Annotated in this window: 18 protein-coding genes; 12 read left to right on the top strand and 6 right to left on the bottom strand. The window is 39.9% G+C overall.

The window, feature by feature from the left end; genetic code table 11:
- Window positions 1-238 precede the first annotated feature (238 nt).
- From AC1RRY_RS12015 to AC1RRY_RS12025, 3 genes are all read right to left on the bottom strand, one after another.
- Window positions 239-529, bottom strand: a complete 291-nt coding sequence (locus AC1RRY_RS12015; protein WP_492820504.1) for a YciI family protein — start codon at window positions 527-529, stop codon at window positions 239-241.
- A 12-nt stretch (window positions 530-541) separates the two neighbouring features.
- Window positions 542-1,201: a carbohydrate-binding protein gene (locus AC1RRY_RS12020; protein ID WP_492820502.1), complete on the bottom strand. Its 660-nt coding sequence runs from the start codon at window positions 1,199-1,201 to the stop codon at window positions 542-544.
- A gap of 267 nt (window positions 1,202-1,468) precedes the next feature.
- A complete protein-coding gene (locus AC1RRY_RS12025; protein ID WP_492820500.1) occupies window positions 1,469-2,377 on the bottom strand; it encodes an alpha/beta fold hydrolase in 909 nt (302 codons plus the stop codon).
- A gap of 345 nt (window positions 2,378-2,722) precedes the next feature.
- Here AC1RRY_RS12025 and AC1RRY_RS12030 point away from each other — a divergent pair, with 345 nt between their 5' ends.
- The 8 genes from AC1RRY_RS12030 to AC1RRY_RS12065 all read left to right on the top strand — a co-directional run bounded on the left by AC1RRY_RS12030 (window position 2,723) and on the right by AC1RRY_RS12065 (window position 9,729).
- Window positions 2,723-3,127: a response regulator gene (locus AC1RRY_RS12030; protein WP_492820498.1), complete on the top strand. Its 405-nt coding sequence runs from the start codon at window positions 2,723-2,725 to the stop codon at window positions 3,125-3,127.
- Window positions 3,128-3,156: 29 nt separating this feature from the next.
- Window positions 3,157-4,017, top strand: coding sequence for an STAS domain-containing protein (locus tag AC1RRY_RS12035; protein ID WP_492820496.1), 861 nt, complete (start codon window positions 3,157-3,159; stop codon window positions 4,015-4,017).
- A gap of 32 nt (window positions 4,018-4,049) precedes the next feature.
- Window positions 4,050-4,448, top strand: coding sequence for an STAS domain-containing protein (locus AC1RRY_RS12040; RefSeq protein WP_492820494.1), 399 nt, complete (start codon window positions 4,050-4,052; stop codon window positions 4,446-4,448).
- Entirely contained in the window at window positions 4,429-4,842 is a 414-nt protein-coding gene (locus tag AC1RRY_RS12045; protein WP_492820492.1) for an anti-sigma regulatory factor, read from the top strand. Before AC1RRY_RS12040 ends, AC1RRY_RS12045 begins: the two co-directional genes overlap by 20 nt.
- Window positions 4,835-5,857 (top strand): ATP-binding protein, encoded by a 1,023-nt coding sequence (locus tag AC1RRY_RS12050; RefSeq protein ID WP_492820490.1) that lies wholly within the window; start codon window positions 4,835-4,837, stop codon window positions 5,855-5,857. Before AC1RRY_RS12045 ends, AC1RRY_RS12050 begins: the two co-directional genes overlap by 8 nt.
- Before the next feature lie 7 nt (window positions 5,858-5,864).
- On the top strand, window positions 5,865-7,913 hold the full coding sequence (locus AC1RRY_RS12055; protein ID WP_492820488.1) for a sensor histidine kinase: 2,049 nt from the start codon (window positions 5,865-5,867) through the stop codon (window positions 7,911-7,913).
- 35 nt (window positions 7,914-7,948) lie between these two features.
- Window positions 7,949-8,890 (top strand): GlxA family transcriptional regulator, encoded by a 942-nt coding sequence (locus AC1RRY_RS12060; protein WP_492820486.1) that lies wholly within the window; start codon window positions 7,949-7,951, stop codon window positions 8,888-8,890.
- Window positions 8,891-8,952: 62 nt separating this feature from the next.
- A complete protein-coding gene (locus tag AC1RRY_RS12065; RefSeq protein ID WP_492820484.1) occupies window positions 8,953-9,729 on the top strand; it encodes a DJ-1/PfpI family protein in 777 nt (258 codons plus the stop codon).
- Window positions 9,730-9,848: 119 nt separating this feature from the next.
- Here AC1RRY_RS12065 and AC1RRY_RS12070 read toward each other — a convergent pair whose 3' ends face one another.
- The gene (locus AC1RRY_RS12070) at window positions 9,849-10,271 is read right to left on the bottom strand and encodes a hypothetical protein (protein WP_492820482.1); all 423 of its coding nucleotides are present in this window, start codon (window positions 10,269-10,271) and stop codon (window positions 9,849-9,851) included.
- 312 nt (window positions 10,272-10,583) lie between these two features.
- On the opposite strand from AC1RRY_RS12070, the gene AC1RRY_RS12075 reads away from it, so the two are divergent.
- Window positions 10,584-11,312, top strand: a complete 729-nt coding sequence (locus tag AC1RRY_RS12075; protein ID WP_492820480.1) for a DUF72 domain-containing protein — start codon at window positions 10,584-10,586, stop codon at window positions 11,310-11,312.
- Window positions 11,313-11,337: 25 nt separating this feature from the next.
- Here AC1RRY_RS12075 and AC1RRY_RS12080 read toward each other — a convergent pair whose 3' ends face one another.
- Both AC1RRY_RS12080 and AC1RRY_RS12085 read right to left on the bottom strand, forming a co-directional pair.
- Window positions 11,338-11,787: a hypothetical protein gene (locus AC1RRY_RS12080; protein ID WP_492820478.1), complete on the bottom strand. Its 450-nt coding sequence runs from the start codon at window positions 11,785-11,787 to the stop codon at window positions 11,338-11,340.
- Window positions 11,788-11,820: 33 nt separating this feature from the next.
- Complete coding sequence (locus AC1RRY_RS12085; RefSeq protein WP_492820476.1) at window positions 11,821-12,222, bottom strand: lipocalin family protein; 402 nt, start codon at window positions 12,220-12,222, stop codon at window positions 11,821-11,823.
- Window positions 12,223-12,392: 170 nt separating this feature from the next.
- On the opposite strand from AC1RRY_RS12085, the gene AC1RRY_RS12090 reads away from it, so the two are divergent.
- From AC1RRY_RS12090 to AC1RRY_RS12100, 3 genes are all read left to right on the top strand, one after another.
- Window positions 12,393-12,806: a hypothetical protein gene (locus AC1RRY_RS12090; RefSeq protein WP_492820474.1), complete on the top strand. Its 414-nt coding sequence runs from the start codon at window positions 12,393-12,395 to the stop codon at window positions 12,804-12,806.
- Between the two features lie 287 nt (window positions 12,807-13,093).
- A complete protein-coding gene (locus AC1RRY_RS12095; RefSeq protein ID WP_492820472.1) occupies window positions 13,094-13,978 on the top strand; it encodes an ABC transporter ATP-binding protein in 885 nt (294 codons plus the stop codon).
- The gene (locus AC1RRY_RS12100; protein ID WP_492820470.1) at window positions 13,975-17,484 is read left to right on the top strand and encodes a M1 family aminopeptidase; all 3,510 of its coding nucleotides are present in this window, start codon (window positions 13,975-13,977) and stop codon (window positions 17,482-17,484) included. Before AC1RRY_RS12095 ends, AC1RRY_RS12100 begins: the two co-directional genes overlap by 4 nt.
- Window positions 17,485-17,521: the final 37 nt, after the last annotated feature.

A 17,521-nucleotide genomic window follows, 5' to 3' on the forward strand; every position in this document is an offset into this window, starting at 1 on the left:
GTGTTTGAAGGTTTGTTTAGTTTGTTTATTAAAATTAAGACACATTTAAAAAATGGAGGGTAAAATTATTAAAAAGTGATTAAAAAAAAAATTCAAGCTAAAAACATATTATTTGATATTCATAATAAAGAGGTGATTTTTGCACTTTTTATAGCCATTTCATCAAAAATAGTGGATAAAATGACACATTTTGTAGACTTAATAATTTATTAAAATTATCATGCCAAAAATTTCAAGCTCAAACATCTGCTACCCTAAACGGTTTTATTTCAATAGATTGCCAAACATTACGGGTAATGTAAGGTTCATTGTAATACCAGTTTTTGAATTGTTCGTCGTTTTCAAACTGAACTATCATAACAGAACCAATCATATTGCCGTTATCGTCGAGCATGGCTCCTCCTACAACAAAATTATTATGATTTTTTAACTCTCTGGCCCCGGCCAGATGTGTAGGTCGGGCAGTAATACGTCGGTCAAGGGCTGCATTGTCTGAACCATCCCGGGCGATGATCACATACTGATTCATTCTTATACAATTTTAGTTCAGTGTTTTTTTGAATTCAAGGTAATCGTAATTCATATTGCCATGGGCTACTGTCCGTAGTGTTAATGTATGCACTCCCTTTTTCAATTTAACACGTGCCAGTGCTTCTGCTTTATTCCAATGATGCCATTGGCGCCAAGCTACCGGATCTTTCGCATCAAATGTTGAAACTACTTTCAGGTTTTCAGCTAAAGGTTTTCCATCTATTTCTAACGAAATAAGACCATCTCCGTTAGCTGTATACATTAACCCCACATCATACATACCTGATTCTAATACATTAACGTAAAACTTGATCCATTCGCTGGGCTCTGTCCACCCAACATACAATTTATTTATTTCCGTAGCTACTTTATTATAGCCTGTGTTATCAATATCATTAGATTTGGTATAGGAAATATCCACCCCCTCTCCCATTCTGAACTCATTCAGAAAACTTCCGTTTGCCGGATTCAGCTTCCCGCTACCATTATTGACACTATCTACATCATGATAGGCAATACCCTCACCGCCTTTATTATAGTATTCACATTCAATTTTACCCGGAATCTGCTGAATTCCACTCGCCCAGGGTAAACCGGCTCCCCGCGGAACAGATTTGTTGGAACATGCATACAGGCACACGGCACAAACAACTAAAGGAAAGTATTTCATTACAAATTGATTCTTTCAGAAACGCAAGTTACGGCCTTGAGAGGAGCAAAGCTAATTAAATTATTATAGTATATCTATCCGATAGAGAAACTTATATAAGAATCAACTAATTGTCCAAAATAATCTACTATCAGTCTTATTCCCTCCTTTGATTGGGCTCGTAATTTGATCCAGATAGTAAGAGGTCACAGAAAATATTGAATCCGATTGAGCAAACATCTATCAGATTCTACACTTTATTTCTGTTTAAATAGCAGCAAAGTCTTTTCATTTTTGTTTATCTAAACTGCTCAGCAATAATCTGATACCCGCAATAACTGCGTCAGGCTCTTCCCAATGAATATAATGGCCACTGTTTGCCAGATAAATCAACATTCCGCCTTTGCCGGACGCATGTATTAAAGCTCTCCAGCGTTCCATATTTTTATCATTTTTCACATGAAAGAAACGCTCGTGATCATAATCTTTGCTGCGCCTGTCAAGTGGCACTTCCAATTTTCCGCCAACGAAAAAGTAAATCGGTACATTGGGCATTGGTAATGCCGCTACCTCGGCAAAATCCGTTTTTCGTAAACTACCCAAAACCTGCCTTTCACTCCAAGGCCCAAAATTAAGAGAATCACGACTGGTAGCTTGCGTCTGCTGATTTAAACGAGTGAGCATCATCTCTTCTATTTTCTTTTCAGATACCCCTATTTCTCTGAAAATCTGATTCCAGTTGTCTTTCGTTTCGGTAAAGTCAGCCGGATCAACAAAAACCAGTCCTGCTACGGTTGACGGATAGAACCCTGCGAAGCTTCTGGCATATAATCCTCCTATCGAATGCCCGACCAATACATAGGGAGGAGCGATACCCATAGTACTCAGAATGGCCATCAGATTATCAGCCGTTCGCTTAGGCGTAGGCATTTCATAAATTTTATCTGTCTTCTCCACTCCCGCTCTATCATATGCAAAAACCGGTACAACCTCCGCCAATTGATTAATGACCGTGTTCCAGTTACCTATACCCATTCCCATTCCGTTTTCAAAAATGAGCACCGGGGCACCGGGCTTTCTCTTTTCAAGGCCTTTGGTATAGACTGCAAAATTTTTTCCGTTCACATTAACCAGTTTTTCCTGGCTGACGGCATTAAACCATGTAAAAAACAATAACAGGCATAACGTCTTTTTCATATAGTTGAATAAGATTAAGTTGTATGATATAATTATTCAGGATTCCAATTTACAAAAGATATACTGATAACTAAATATTAGTTTGAATAGTGGTTGCCCATACCTGCATGTGTTGCACATCAATTGAGTGTATATATGTTAAATTCCCGTAAGCATAAATGCCTGTTTATTTCATGTTTTAAGCCGCCATTTTGAAAAAACAAATAGCCATTTAATCAATAAATCATAGTCCAAAGAATAGAAAAACACGTATAGACGTTGTTTATAACTGAATTTTTCGTGCATCAATAAATAAATATTATATTGCTAAAACAAATGCTATATTTGCTTTTCAACTTTTTTGATATGCCCACTGCTTTAACATGCCTACTAATAGATGATGATCAGGACGACCAGGAGATTTTTAATTTAGCCTTAGAGGATTCAGGTCTGAAAATGCATTGTGTGATTAATAGCAGCGCCATGGAAGCCTTAGAAATCCTGACGCAGGCAAAAGCCGCTTTACCTGACTATATCTTTCTCGATTTAAACATGCCTCGCATTAATGGCATACAGTTTCTAACAGAAATAAAGAAAAATTCCCGTCTGCAACAGATACCTGTTGTTATATACTCAACATCATCGCATCCGAAAGATATAGAAGCAACCAAGCAACTAGGTGCCGCTGCTTTTATTACCAAGCCTTCAGGCATTAAGGAGCTTTCACATTTATTAAAAGAATTTTTTCAAACGCATTTTCAACCTGCTTAATAATAAGCAATAAACATAAGGTGATACATATGAAAAATGAAGCCGTGAAAATCATAAAAGCCAAGAAAAAGTATATTCTTGAACTATGGTTTCAGTATCAGTTAAGCAATGAAGGTTTACGTGAAGACTTAATTACTAACGAAGAACAACGTATCCAGTCAGAAGAGTTAATCAATTCTTTTGCAGCCAGCATTAGCGAGAATAATTTCGACAATTTTCAATCAAGAGATTTTGAAAAAATTGAAGAGATTCTATCCGGTATTGCTGTAGCCAGAGCCCGAAAAGGTTTTTCTCCGCGTGAAACCGGTGCTTATATACTCAGTTTAAAAACAGCAATCTTAAAAACACTATCAGAAGAAATTACCGACGTCTCTGTATTGTATACTGAAAGTATGCGAATCAGCAGCCTTCTCGATAATTTCAGTATGATTACCTTTGAAACGTTCATCAAAGGACGGGAAGATGTCATTCTACGCCAAACCGACGAGATTACTGAAATTTCTACCCCTGTAATTAAAATATGGGATGGGATTCTGGCCTTGCCAATCATTGGCACGCTAGACAGCTCCCGTACACAGATTGTAATGGAAAATCTTTTGCAGGAAATAGTAGAGACCGGAAGCTCAATTGCTATTCTTGATATTTCGGGCGTACCTGCCATTGACACACTGGTTGCACAACACCTGATAAAAACCGTAAGCGCTACGCGTCTGATGGGTGCCGAATGTATTATCAGCGGTATCCGTCCGGAAATTGCTCAAACGGTTGTACACCTGGGTATAGACTTGTCTGAAATTGTCACTAAAGCCACATTGGCCAGCGCTTTAAAAATGGCTTTTAATATGCTTGACTTAGAAGTAAGGAAAAAAGCACTTTCAAAGATTATATAACAAAATACCACTTTAGTATACATTAATTGACTATGGATAGAATACCTATTCTTAAAATGGGTGATTTTTTGTTGGTCACCATTCAAGTTGATTTATATGACCAATTAGCAGAAACGTTAGAGTCTGATTTAGCCAGTATGGTCAGAAAACATAATTCAAAAGGGGTTTTGATAGACATCTCTGCCGTTTCTATCATAGATTCTTTTATGGGCCGTATCTTAGGCAACATATCAACAATGTCGAAAATCATGGATGCCGAAACCGTTGTAGTAGGTATGCAACCTGCTGTAGCGATTACCCTGGTAGAATTAGGCCTGCCTCTGAAAGGAATACATTGTGCGCTGAATGTTGAAAGAGGAATGGAGTTGCTGCGTTCGAAAATAGTGCTCGACACCCAAGAAGAAGACGAAGATGATAGTAGTTCTGAATAAAGATATTGTTAAAATAGCCAGAGAACAGGATACTATTTTTTTGCGCAACCGGGTAAAAGAATGGGCTACTAAAATTGGTATGGGCTTGGTAAATCAGACCAAGCTTATTACGGCTGTCAGTGAGCTGGCACGTAATATGCTTAAATATGCCGGAGGAGGAATCGTAAATATTGAGATTGTGAATAAAGGAAGAGACAACGGCGTACGATTGATTTTTGTTGATGAAGGCCCTGGTATTAGCAATATTAACCAGGCCATGAAAGATGGATTTACAACAGGTAAAAGTTTAGGACTAGGATTGCCGGGAGCCCAAAGATTGGTAAGTGAATTTGATATTCAATCAGTTATAGACAAGGGAACAACTATCAGCATAATTAAATGGAAGAATGGATAATAATTTTTTCTTTGCCTATAAGATTGAAGACAGGAGCTATCTCTCTTTTGTGAAAAGAGAAATTCATAATCTTATTGCAAAAACTGGGTTTTCATCGATGCGGGCAGGTGAATTGGATATTGTAGTATCGGAACTGCTGTCTAATCTGATTAAACATGCCGGAAGTGGCGAAATATTGTATAGATTAACTACTACAGCCAATAATAAAGAAGTTTTTGAAATTTATTGCATAGACAATGGCCCGGGGAACAACAACATTAACAAAATGATGAAAGACGGGGCATCTTCATCAAATACACTGGGGCACGGACTGGGAGCCATTGACCGCCTGAGTAACTTTTTTCAAATCTACTCAAATATTGGCTGGGGCACGGTGGCTTATGCTAAAGTATTACCTGAAGAAGCACAAAAAAGGATTGTTCAGCGAAAAAATGAAATCTATGTTGATGCCTTACAGGTATGCATGCCCGGAGAAACGGTTTGCGGTGACGGCTACCACATAAAAAAAAATGGCGATGAAACTCAGATATTCCTGGGCGACGGCTTAGGTCATGGCCACCATGCACACGAGGCGGTTCAGACTGCCATTGAGGCGTTTAAAGAATGTGAAGAAACCGAACCGACCGACATACTGCGCTTTATGCATCAGAAGGTAAAAAAAACAAGGGGGCTGGTAGGGAGCATTGCAATCTATCATCATACTAAAAAAGAGTGGAAATCTTGCGGAATCGGCAATATAACTACCAGATTTTATGATGGCCTGAATAGCAAAAAAGTGATGTCGCACAACGGTATTATTGGTTTAAATATCCCTTCTTCCATGAATTCTCATGTTTTATCAAATGCAGATTATCAACATATCGTTATGTTTTCAGATGGCATTAAAAATCACTGGGATCTGAATCAGTTTCCGGCAATATTGAAATATGCTTCTCCTATTATTGCCGCTGCCATATTTAAAGACAATGCCAGAAAAAGTGATGACATGACGCTATTAATAGGGAAAGTAAATTAGGTAGGTTATGGAAGAGATTATAAGAATAAATCTGGACAACGAAATGGACCTCATAATTGTTCATAAAAGAACGATGAGGCTGGCTGAGTTGTGCGGTCTTTCCATAGCTTCGCAGACAACTTTTGCCACTGCCGTTTCGGAAGTTGCCAGACTTGCCATCAGTTATGGCGATAAGTCTTTTATTGTATTGAGCATTAATCCGCTTCGCCTTAATCAGAAAGAAATTGTGGCTGTGCTTTACGATAAAGTGGATCTGAAAACAATCAATGCCGAAGCGTTTTCATATGCCCGCAGGCTTATTGGAGATATCCAGACCAATTATAAGGATTATTTTCATGAAACTACACTCAAATACCGTGTCCAGTTTGGCGGTATCCTCTCAAAAACTAAAATAGAGTCGTTTAAAGAATACTTTAAGAACGAACCCTCTATTTCGGCCTATGACGAAATCCGAAAGAAAAACATTCAGCTGCTTGAATTAATTGACAAACTGGGCGAAAGCGAAAACCGCTACCGCATGCTGAGCGACAATTTGCCGCTCATGATGTTTGTCATCAACAATGATGGCAAAATAAGCTATACCAATAAATGGCTCAAAGAGTTTATTGAGGCACAGGGTTTATCGCCAAACAATCTTTCCTGGGTTTCTTTACTGCATCAGCCTGACTACCGCGGGTTTTACTCTGACTGGGAGAGAGCCATTCTTACAAAAACGATTTTTAAAACACAAGGCAGGTTAAAGCAAAAAGGCAATCTGATATGGCATCTGATCTCAATAATGCCTGTGAAGAACGATAATGATCTGGTAACCAACTGGATTGGTTTTTTTGTTGATATTCATGCACAGAAACTCATTGAGGAAACACTCCGCGACAACAAAGCGCTGAAATTAATACAGCAGGAATTGTTGGCGCATCAGAAAGAGCTTGAGGTAAAAAACACGACGCTCTCCAGACAAAACGATTTTATTGAAACGGTACTCGATTCGTCGGTTGATTATATCCTGGCTGTAGATGATGATTTCAAAATCATCACCTTTAACCATTCTTATGAAGTACTGAGCGGTAGAAAAAGAGACGAGGTAATCGGAGAAAAAATAACCGATATTTTCCCCGTTATTAAAGAAAATGGCACATATGAGTTAATGATGGATGCATTCCGCGGAATTCCGGGTCACAAGCCTATTCATCATTCGCCTATATCTCATCGTTTCTATGAAGTATTTTATATTCCGCTTTCAGATGAAACTGAAGAAACATATGGAGTGGTCGTTTTAGGCCGGGACATTACAGATCAGATGCAGCATGAGCTGAAACTGAAAGCAATGAATGAAGAACTGCGCCTGAGAAACAATGAACTGGAGCAATTTGCTTACATAGCCAGCCACGACTTACAGGAACCCTTGCGCAAAATCAAGACTTTTTCTAAACTGCTCAATGAATCATTAGAACTGACCGATAAGCAGAGCGATTATTTTAACAGAATCATCAATTCTACTAACCGGATGTCTAATCTGATCAGAGATGTGCTCGATTATTCGCGATTATCAAGAAGTGACGAACAATTTGTAGAGGTTGACCTGAATGAGATTCTGAAAACTGTAAAAGTTGATTTTGAATTACTGATTGAAGAAAAAGCGGCCGTAATAAACAGTGAGATACTTCCTGTTGTATCCGGTATTCCTTTACAATTAACACAGCTGTTCTATAATTTAATAAGTAATTCACTCAAATTCTCAACCGAATCGCCTGTAGTTAACATACGCTGTCACGAATTAACCTTTACAGAAATAAACGCTATAATTGAATTAGATGCTAATAAAAGTTATTATCTCATCGAAATTCAAGACAACGGTATTGGCTTTGAGCAACAGTTTGCACGGCAGATTTTCACTATTTTCCAAAGGCTTAACGATAAGCAATCGTATGCAGGTACGGGAATCGGGCTGGCACTGTGCAAAAAGATTGTTGAAAACCACCACGGATTTCTTTCTGCTACGAGTGAACTGGGCTATGGTGCCACTTTTCATGTATACCTGCCTGTCTCAATGCATTAATAGTATATCTGATTTATAGTTCTACGTTCAATCATTTGAAAAACAGAGTCATTTTTTATCTGTCGAACGATGTTCACATTCTTGATTTAGCCGGGCCTTTACAGGTCTTTTATGAATCAGGGGAATATGGCATTCCCTACGAAATCATTTTTGTTTCTGATCAGGATAAAAAACAGTTTTCATCGGGGCTCTTTTCAGATAAACTGATTCATTTCTCTGAAGTTAATCTTCTTCCGGATGACATCCTCATTATTCCGGGTTTCAGCATTGACAAAAATCTGGCCGTCAACAATGATTTTGACAAATGGCTGATTGATGCTGCTAATAAGCAGGCAGACGTCTGTTCTGTCTGCACAGGTGTATTTGCTTTAGCCCGTGCCGGGCTACTCAATGACATTGAATGCACTACCCATTGGAAATACATCGAAACACTGCAAAAGCATTTTCCGGCTATAAAAGTGCAGCAAAACCGACTGTTTGTTAAAAGCGGTAATATTTACACCAGCGCAGGTATTACTACCGGCATTGACCTTGCGTTATTTCTGATAGAAGAAAGACATGGGGCCCGATTTGCCTACAAACTGGCTAAAGAACTGGTTGTATACCTGAGAAGAGACAGTGCCGATAAGCAGGAAAGCATTTTTTTACAATACCGTCAGCATATTAATTACCAGATCCATGAGGTTCAGGATTGGCTCGTTCAGCACCTGCAAATGAAAATATCTATTGAGTTACTAGCTGAAAAAGCCAACATGAGTCCACGGAACCTCACACGTTTGTTTAAAGCCAAAACGGGAATCACTATTGGAGCCTATATCGAAAAACTGAGAGTAGAACGGGCTTTGCAATTACTGAAACGAAATGAGAAAATGACCACCATTGCACAAGAATGCGGCATCGGGAGCCTCCACCAATTAGCAACTCTCATTAATAAGCACACCGGACATATACCGAAAGAACTAAAGAAGTTGTCCTGATTCTCACCATTCTTGTCCTTTCATAGTGTGTTGCTTGGTTATACCTTTGCAAGAAAAACATTATGAAAGCTATTCTTATTTATCTGTTCTTAGGATTTTCTGCAGCGGTTTTTGCGCAGAAATCAGATGCAGACGCGTTTGTTTGCCCACCATGCAACAATGATTGCGATAATCTTTCCTTTACCAAAGCCGGCACCTGCCCCCACTGCGGCATGGAGCTCATTCAAAAGACTAACCTTATCAAAAAACCAATGACAGTCTGTTTCTATCTACAAGATGGTGTGGAGGTACTTGACTTTGCCGGTCCACTGGAGGTTTTCTCCTATGCCGGTGCCAAAATCTTTACGGTGTCAAAAACGAAAAAACCTATCCTATCGCAAGGTATACTGAAGGTGATTCCAGACTATGACATTACCGATGCTCCACCGTTTGACATACTGGCTGTCTTCGGGGGCAACTCGGGCAATGCCTCTAACGACCCGCAGGTTATTGATTGGATACAGGCACGTAAACCTACTACCCAGTATTACTTCTCTGTTTGTACCGGTGCTTTTATTTTAGGTAAAGCGGGCTTGTTAGACAACCTGACCATAACTACTTTTCATGAAAGCATTGACAATCTTCAGAAAGTTGTGCCTACAGCCAAAGTACTTCGCAACACCCGATTTGTAGACAATGGCAATATTATTACAACCGCAGGTATTTCGGCAGGTATTGACGGCGCACTACATCTGGTTGAAAAATTAAGAGGAAAAGAAATGGCCAAAAATGTTGCCACCTATATGGAGTATGATAAGTGGGTGCCCGGACAAGGACTGATAATGGCTCAAAAACCATAAAAAAATTGATGAAACACAAGACGTAGAATAGGATTAGCAATCTATTCGTCGAAACCGGTCTTGTGTTTCATCAACCTTATACTATCTTATGCCAACGGGCATTCAATCGTCTATCTACTTCAGAGACGATTAGGGTCTCTGTCCTGATCACGGTTTCTGCCATCAACGTCCTCATCAATCTCCGTAGTTTCAGAATAATCAGCATCGGCATTTTTATTGATTCCCTCTCTGTCTCCATCGCGGTTTCTGCCTTGCTGATTCTGGTTCCAACTGTCTGATTGTCCCTGCTGGCCAGAAGATGAGTTACTTTGTTGGCCTTGTTGGCTGGTGTTTCGGTTACCGGCCTGTTGATTTGAATCCTGGTTACCCGATTGTTGGCCTTGATTCCAGTTTTCCTGTTCTTGTTGACCTCGGTTTTCTTGTCCTTGTTGGCCTCGGTTCGGGTTCGATTGTTGCCCTTGTTGACTCATATTCCTGTCTCCTGATTGTTGAGTTGACGTATTTCTTTCGTCTTCTCTTGGCTTATTTTCTGTAGTTGCCATAGTTTTAAATTTTTAAGTTTAATAGATAATGAAAATAAATTTTCTACTATTAAATCTTGAAAAAATCCATGCCACCCACCAAAATCATTTCCTGACAAAACCTGTCCTTTTTATCGTGGCGCATAATCCTCATTATCATTGCCGGTGTGTAATTAAATAGGCAATCAGCTAATATTCGTAAATAAACAAATGAGGAAAATTTTCCGTTTAATCAAATCGAAGCCAAAATTCAGGTTTCAGACATAATAATGGCTCAGATTTTTTAATTATTCTTTTGACATCAAGCAGTTTTTCCCAAGAAAAGACATTTACATGAATCATTTTATTGGTTGTTCTGGCTTTTCCAATAAAGACTGGAAAGGTCATTTCTATCCGGAGAGTCTTCAATCGAAAGATTATCTGACTGTGTATGCTGAAAATTTCAACTCGGTGGAAATCAATTCTTCATTTTATCGTAAACCCACCGCGAAAACGCTCAATAACTGGTATGAACAAACACCGGAAAAGTTTCTGTTTTTTATAAAAGCCCCACAGGCTATTACACACATTAACCAAATGGCGGGTGTTAACATTGAGATAGCGGAGTTCTGTAAGCATATCGATAATAGCCTGCGGGAAAAACTCGGCGGGTTTTTATTTCAATTTCCTCCTTCTTTTATCTGCACTAAAGAAAACATCAATAATATATTAGAAGGGCTAAACCACCGACACCTTAATGTGGTTGAATTCAGACATAAAAGCTGGTGGAATGAGTCGGTATATGAAATACTTCATGAACACGGCATTGTGTTTTGCGGGGTGAGCATTCCTAAAGACATTCCTGAAGATGTAATCAGCAATCATCATTCAGTTATCTACTATCGCCTTCATGGCAAACCCGAACTTTTTAAGTCTGAATACAGTGAATATGAATTGCAGGCGCTGGCCGGGGAAATTAAAAATACCGGGAAAGATTCGTTTATATTCTTCAATAACACATGGGGTATGGCGGCAATAAAAAATGCGCTGTACATGAAAAAACTCTTAGCGGATTCGCACTGATTGTATATTTCTGCCACAAATGGCATTATTTGAACCGGTGAGTTCTGAATATCTTTATCATTTCTTTTTCATTGCCGGGATCATTGACATAAAACTTTGTTGAGGTAAAATTATCGTCTCCCCCTTTCCAGATAGTGGCTGTCAGCTCAATACCACTACCTGTTTGCTCCCTGGCAATAACTGCTTTTTTACCGTTAACGGTGGTTTCTTCATAATAAAGCGGTTTGGGCGTTTTATTTTTATCAATGCGGCCATTATACATGCCATGATCAAAATAAATTCTGTCCTTACCCCGTTCAAAATAACCCACGTAGCTGTCTGTGCCCTGTTGATTTACCAGCTTCCAGTCGTCAGTAGGAAAATAAAGTAAAAAAGTTCTGCTTTCAATCAGAAACATATTGCTGGTATCAGGATCGATTGATTCCTTGCAAGATATTAATGCCATTACCAAAAGTAACATCCCTATTTTTTTCATGAAGTTTTATCTGTTTTGAATCAGTTCGTAAATTCAATCTAACTCTTTCAATTGTAAGGAATTCTTATCCAGCTTTACAATTTGATATTTTCTGTCCAGTATACCTCCCCAATATTTTACTTTCATGCTCAGCTTGTTTTCATCTAATGTCCAATCGCCCGGAGATTCTTCAAATGATACGGGCGGAGTAGCACACCAACCGGCCAGTTGATACGAGGTCATTGTACCATTCACCATAAATCTATATCCGCTCTTAAGAGATTCAAACTTTTTAGTCTTCCGAAAGTTGAATACCACATCAATTGTGTCTGTTTGAACTTCATCTAAAGTCCACAGACCAATAATTGGGTTTGAAGGGTCATTTTCTTCTTCTTTACAACCAGCCGAAATGCCGGTGAGAGTCAATATAATTAAAAGAGACAGAATCTTAACCATAGCGCAAGGTTTTAATATAAAGGATTCTTTTTTACCGTAAATGGTTGGAAACCAGGCGAATCCCACTCATAATTAAATTTAACCACTCAAGTAATTTACATTACAAGCTACCTGTTTTTACACAGTAGCTATTATATTTGGTATTTGTTTTACTCTAAATAATAACAATTATGAAAAAATTGCTTTTATTCACATTACTACTGGCGGGTTTTTCCGGTTATGCGCAATGCAATCTTTCTCTGACTTCTTCATTGACTGAGTATCTCGACAGCACAGGGGTAGTACAACGCACAGTTGAAGAAAACAGCAGCATTGAAATTTCCAAAACGCAGGTAGTGATTACACCCGGAAGCGGCAATACCATGACAGGCAAAATTACATCTTCTACCTGTGACTGGGCAACCCCATTTAAAATAGGTAAAAGTGTCATCAAGGCAGATTTTGAGGATCCTAACGGTTCAACATTCCATGCTACAATTACATTGGAAGGCAAAGACGACAAGGTTACCCTCACAATGGTAGTGACCGAAATGGTAAACAGGAAAATACGGGTAACGATTGATAGTATTAAAGAAAAGAATTAAGCTCACACCAACAGACAAATAAACTTTGCTCAGAATATAGCATCGGTTCCTTCTGATGCTATATTTTTTTAATTAATTATTGTTTTACAATAATTAATTATATATTTGTGTCGATAAATTAATAACCATTTTAAAACTGCTTCATCAGACGCACTGAGCAAGGTTACAATTCATTGTTATTTTTACTCGCCCGTTTTGAAGCATATCAACAAAAGCAAATCATTCAAATAAAACTATCAATTACCATTAGCTCCTGAAAGGGAGCCTGACTCTTTATTGCCTAAATTATGAATCAGCTATCACTTAAAAACATCAACAAAACCTACAGCAATGGTGTAAAAGCCATTGAGGGGGTAAGTCTCGAAATACGCAATGGTATGTTCGGACTGCTGGGACCGAATGGTGCCGGGAAATCATCCTTAATGAAAACCATTACGGGCTTACAAGCGCCTGACACCGGCAGCATCACACTGAATGGTACCGACATTGTAAGAGATACCGAATTTGTGAAAAGACAACTGGGCTTTCTGCCGCAGGATTTCGGCGTTTATCCTAAAATATCTGCCTACGACCTGCTCAATCATCTGGCTTCGCTCAAAGGCCTGACCAATAAGGCAGAGCGAAAAGAACAGGTAATGGCCTTGCTGGATAAAGTGAATCTCTATGCACAACGAAACAAAGAAGTTTACACTTTCTCAGGCGGCATGCGCCAGCGCTTTGGCATTGCGCAGGCTCTGCTAGGAAACCCGCAACTGATTATTGTAGATGAACCCACCGCCGGGCTGGACCCTGAAGAGCGGAATCGTTTCAACAATCTGTTGAGTGAGATTGGAGAAGATATCATCATCATTCTGTCGACACATCTGGTAGAAGATGTTAAAAATCTCTGTACCAACATGGCCGTGATGCATCGGGGCAGCGTAATTGCACAAGGAAAACCATCCGGCTTTGTCAATTCTCTGAACGGCATGGTATGGAAAAAAACAATTGCCAAAAAGGACAAAGCCGAATATGAGGCCAACTTCAATATCATTTCCACTCAACTGACGGAAGGCAAGCTGAGCATTCATGCATACGCCCCTGAGAAACCGGAGAGTGGTTTTGAGCTGCTCACCCCAACGCTGGAAGACTATTATTTTTATATCATGAATCAGCAAAAACAGGCCCTATGAAAACGATTACACAATTGAAACATCTGCTGGCATTTGAGTTGCTGTTCTTTTTTAAACGAATCGGTATATACCTCACTCTGGCTGCATTTCTGGGTTTCGGGCTTTTCGGAGGCGCTACACTTTCTGCTTTTTCTACCGAAAACATCTACAGAAATTCGCCGTTTACTATTACTTATATTCTGGGGTATCTTTCTCTTTTCTGTATTTTCCTGACGAGCTTACTGGCTGCACAAGTGCTGTTTCGCGAGTCAGAGCACCATTTCTCGATGGTTTTATATGCAACACCGCTCAAAAAATTCAACTTCTTCTTCAGCAGGTTTCTCGTTATTTTCGGTATAACCGTTTTTTGCATGCTATTGCTTGTATCAGGCTTTATGGCAGGTCAGCGGATGTCTCGCTTTGACGCAAGCGAATTCGGGCCTTTTCATGTTTATTACTACCTCCAACCCTTCTTCCTGCTGATAATTCCCAACGCTTTTTTCTGCACAGCTTTGGTTTGTAGTGTGGGTTTGCTGACCAGAAATAAATTGAGCGTGTACATGGCGGGGCTGTTTGTTTTCATCGCCTATCAGGTAACACTTATTTTCTCGGGCTCGCCGCTCATTGCCGGGGCTTTACCCCCATCCGAAGAGTCCATGCGCATAGCGGCTTTGGTAGATCCTTTTGGTCTGTCGGCCTTTTTGCAACAAACCCTGCATTGGTCGGCTTTGCAACGCAATACCACACTGACTGGTCTGACAGGCATCATGTTGTTTAACCGTCTATTTTATCTGGGGTTTTCTGCTTTAATACTTTTCATCGCCTATCGTCTTTTCAGGTTCTCGGTCGATGAGAAAAATAAAAAGATCAAAGAAAAAAAACGGAGCAGTGGCAAAATATATACATACAGAGCCATAACGCCTCAACCATTCAATATAGCTTATGAGTTAAAGTCGATTGTAAGTATTGTCAGAATTGATTTAACATTCGTTATAAAAAGCATACCCTTTCTGCTGATACTGGCAGGCATTGTTTTCTTTATTTCGATGGAAATGTATGGTGAAATAGAACAAGGTGTGCGGATACCGGAACAGTATGTAAGCACCGGACTGATGGTCAACACCATACTGGATACTTTCCCGATTTTGTGCAGCCTTGTCATTCTGTTTTATAGCAACGAATTGCTCTGGCGCAGCAGGGTATCAAACTTTCACCTGATAGAAAATACAACACCTATCAATCTGGCAGCTCAACTGTTTGCCAAATGGTTGTCGCTGATAAGCATCATTCTCTTGTTGCTTTTAAGTGTTGTATGCACCGGAATCGTTTTCCAATTAACCTATCAATATCCACACATCGAATGGCTTACGTATATTAGTATGGGTTATTTTGTCGGATTACCACTCACGCTTAGTGCAGGTATCATTATTGTCCTACAGCAGGCTATCAGAAATCGTTATGTGGGGTTGGTGCTGGCAATTGCTTTTGTGTTATTGACTACCACCAGCATGGGCACTGTTTTACATATCAAACACCCCTTACTGCGAATCGGTAGTGCTTTCAGTGGCGAATACAGTGCCATGAATGGCTTCGGTGCTGGCATCTACCCTTTTCATTGGCGGATGCTCTTTGGTGTTTGTGTTGTCATACTAATTCTGATGCTAAGCACACAATTACTGCAAAGCCATAGATTAACGCGGGAACCCGTCATTTGGGGTAGCCTGCTTATATTATTGGCTGGTGCCACAAGTACAGGTATTTACACCAACAATCATCTTGATTTGACTGATACCGATATAGCCTTAGATTGGCAGGCAAACTATGAGAAAAAATTCCGTCAGTTTCAGGATATGCCTCAGCCTGCTATTAAAGCGGTAAAGACTGCCATAGATTTATATCCTGAAAACAGCAGCTATGAGGTAACGGCTACTTACATTTTGCACAATAATACAGCAAAACCCATAAGCAGGCTTTTGTTTTATGTTAATACGGACATAACATTGAAAACCCTGAGAGTCGCCAGCCATCAGGTCAATACCGATGATAAGGCATTTGGGCACTATTGGGTTAATCTGCTACAGCCTTTACAACCCAACGACACCATTACGGCTCATTTTGAATTCAGCTATGCCCAGAATACATTCAGCAAACCAACATCCTTCAATGCCATTGTAGAAAACGGAGCGTTTATGCGTATCAGTAATTATTTTCCACTATTAGGTTATCAGTCTGATAATGAAATGACGGAAATTACCGAGCGCAAAAAACGGAATTTAGGTGCGAACACCCCCTTGAAAAAACTTGACACACCCGTAGAACCGGCAGAGTGGATGACGCTCGATATGCAACTTTCAACCTCTGCCGACCAGACAGCCATTGGTGTAGGAGAGTTGATAAGGCAATGGACAAAGAGTAACCGTAACTATTTTCACTATAAAACCGACGTGCCCGTACGATTCCGCTTCGGGGTATCATCTGCCCGATATGCAGCTAAAAAGACCCATCACAAGGGTATCAGCATGGAGGTATATTATCATCCTTCGCATGCTGAAAATGTTGCAAGTTTGATTACCAATGCCCGTAACACGCTCGATTATTGTGAAGCCAATTTTGGCAAGTACCCCTTCCGAACCATCCGCTTTGCCGAAATCTCGGCTTTTACCCGGGGTTTTGCAGCTACGGCCTATCCGGCAACTGTTTTCATGACCGAAAACATGGTTTTTCATGCCAATGTAAAGGGCGATAATCAGCAGGATGTAATAAACGAACTGGCCGGACACGAACTTTCACACGAATGGTGGGGCACCAATCAATTTGTACCCGACTACCGCGAAGGCTCAGCGTTCCTGAGCGAAACACTGGCCATGTATACCGAATTGATGCTGGTGAAGAAAATGTATGGTCGTAAAAGGGTTTTAGAGAACGTGCGCATGTACCGCAATATGTACCTGAGTGATCGCGGTTTTAGTGATGAACACCCGCTCTATAAATCAGGACCTGATGATGCGCATTTGACCTATTATAAAGGTCTGGTCAGTATGTATCAGCTATCTGAGCTGATAGGTGAAGATAAGGTAAATACTGCTTTACGGAATCTGTACCAGAAGTTTGCAGGTGGTAGTACTCTGCCTGTTTCTAGTGATTTACTGAACGAGTTATATGCCATAACCGATACTGTAGTTCATCCTGCAATTGACGATCTTTTCAAAAGAATCATCATTTACGAACCTACTGCCACGTCTATCCGAACACGAAAGGTCGGCCATCAATATGAAACCAGTTTTGAGGTAAATGTGAGCAAATATCAGGAAGACGGCAAAGGCAAACAAACCCCTGTTGACTTTAACGGTATTATCGAAATCGGTTTTTATGTACAGGATGGGCAGGAGCAGATGATGCGTTTTCCGGTCAGTCATAATAAGGCATATATCAGCGTTACGCATGTGCAAAAACCTGTCAGTATGACCTTAGACCCCTATGAAAGAATGATGAAATCGGGAGAAAACACGCAGTATCAATTGAAGTAATCCGCCTTTCGGAATCTTTCCTGCGCAATCAGGGCAG

The sequence above is a fragment of the Emticicia sp. GW821-FHT11C11 genome (genome assembly GCF_058808615.1).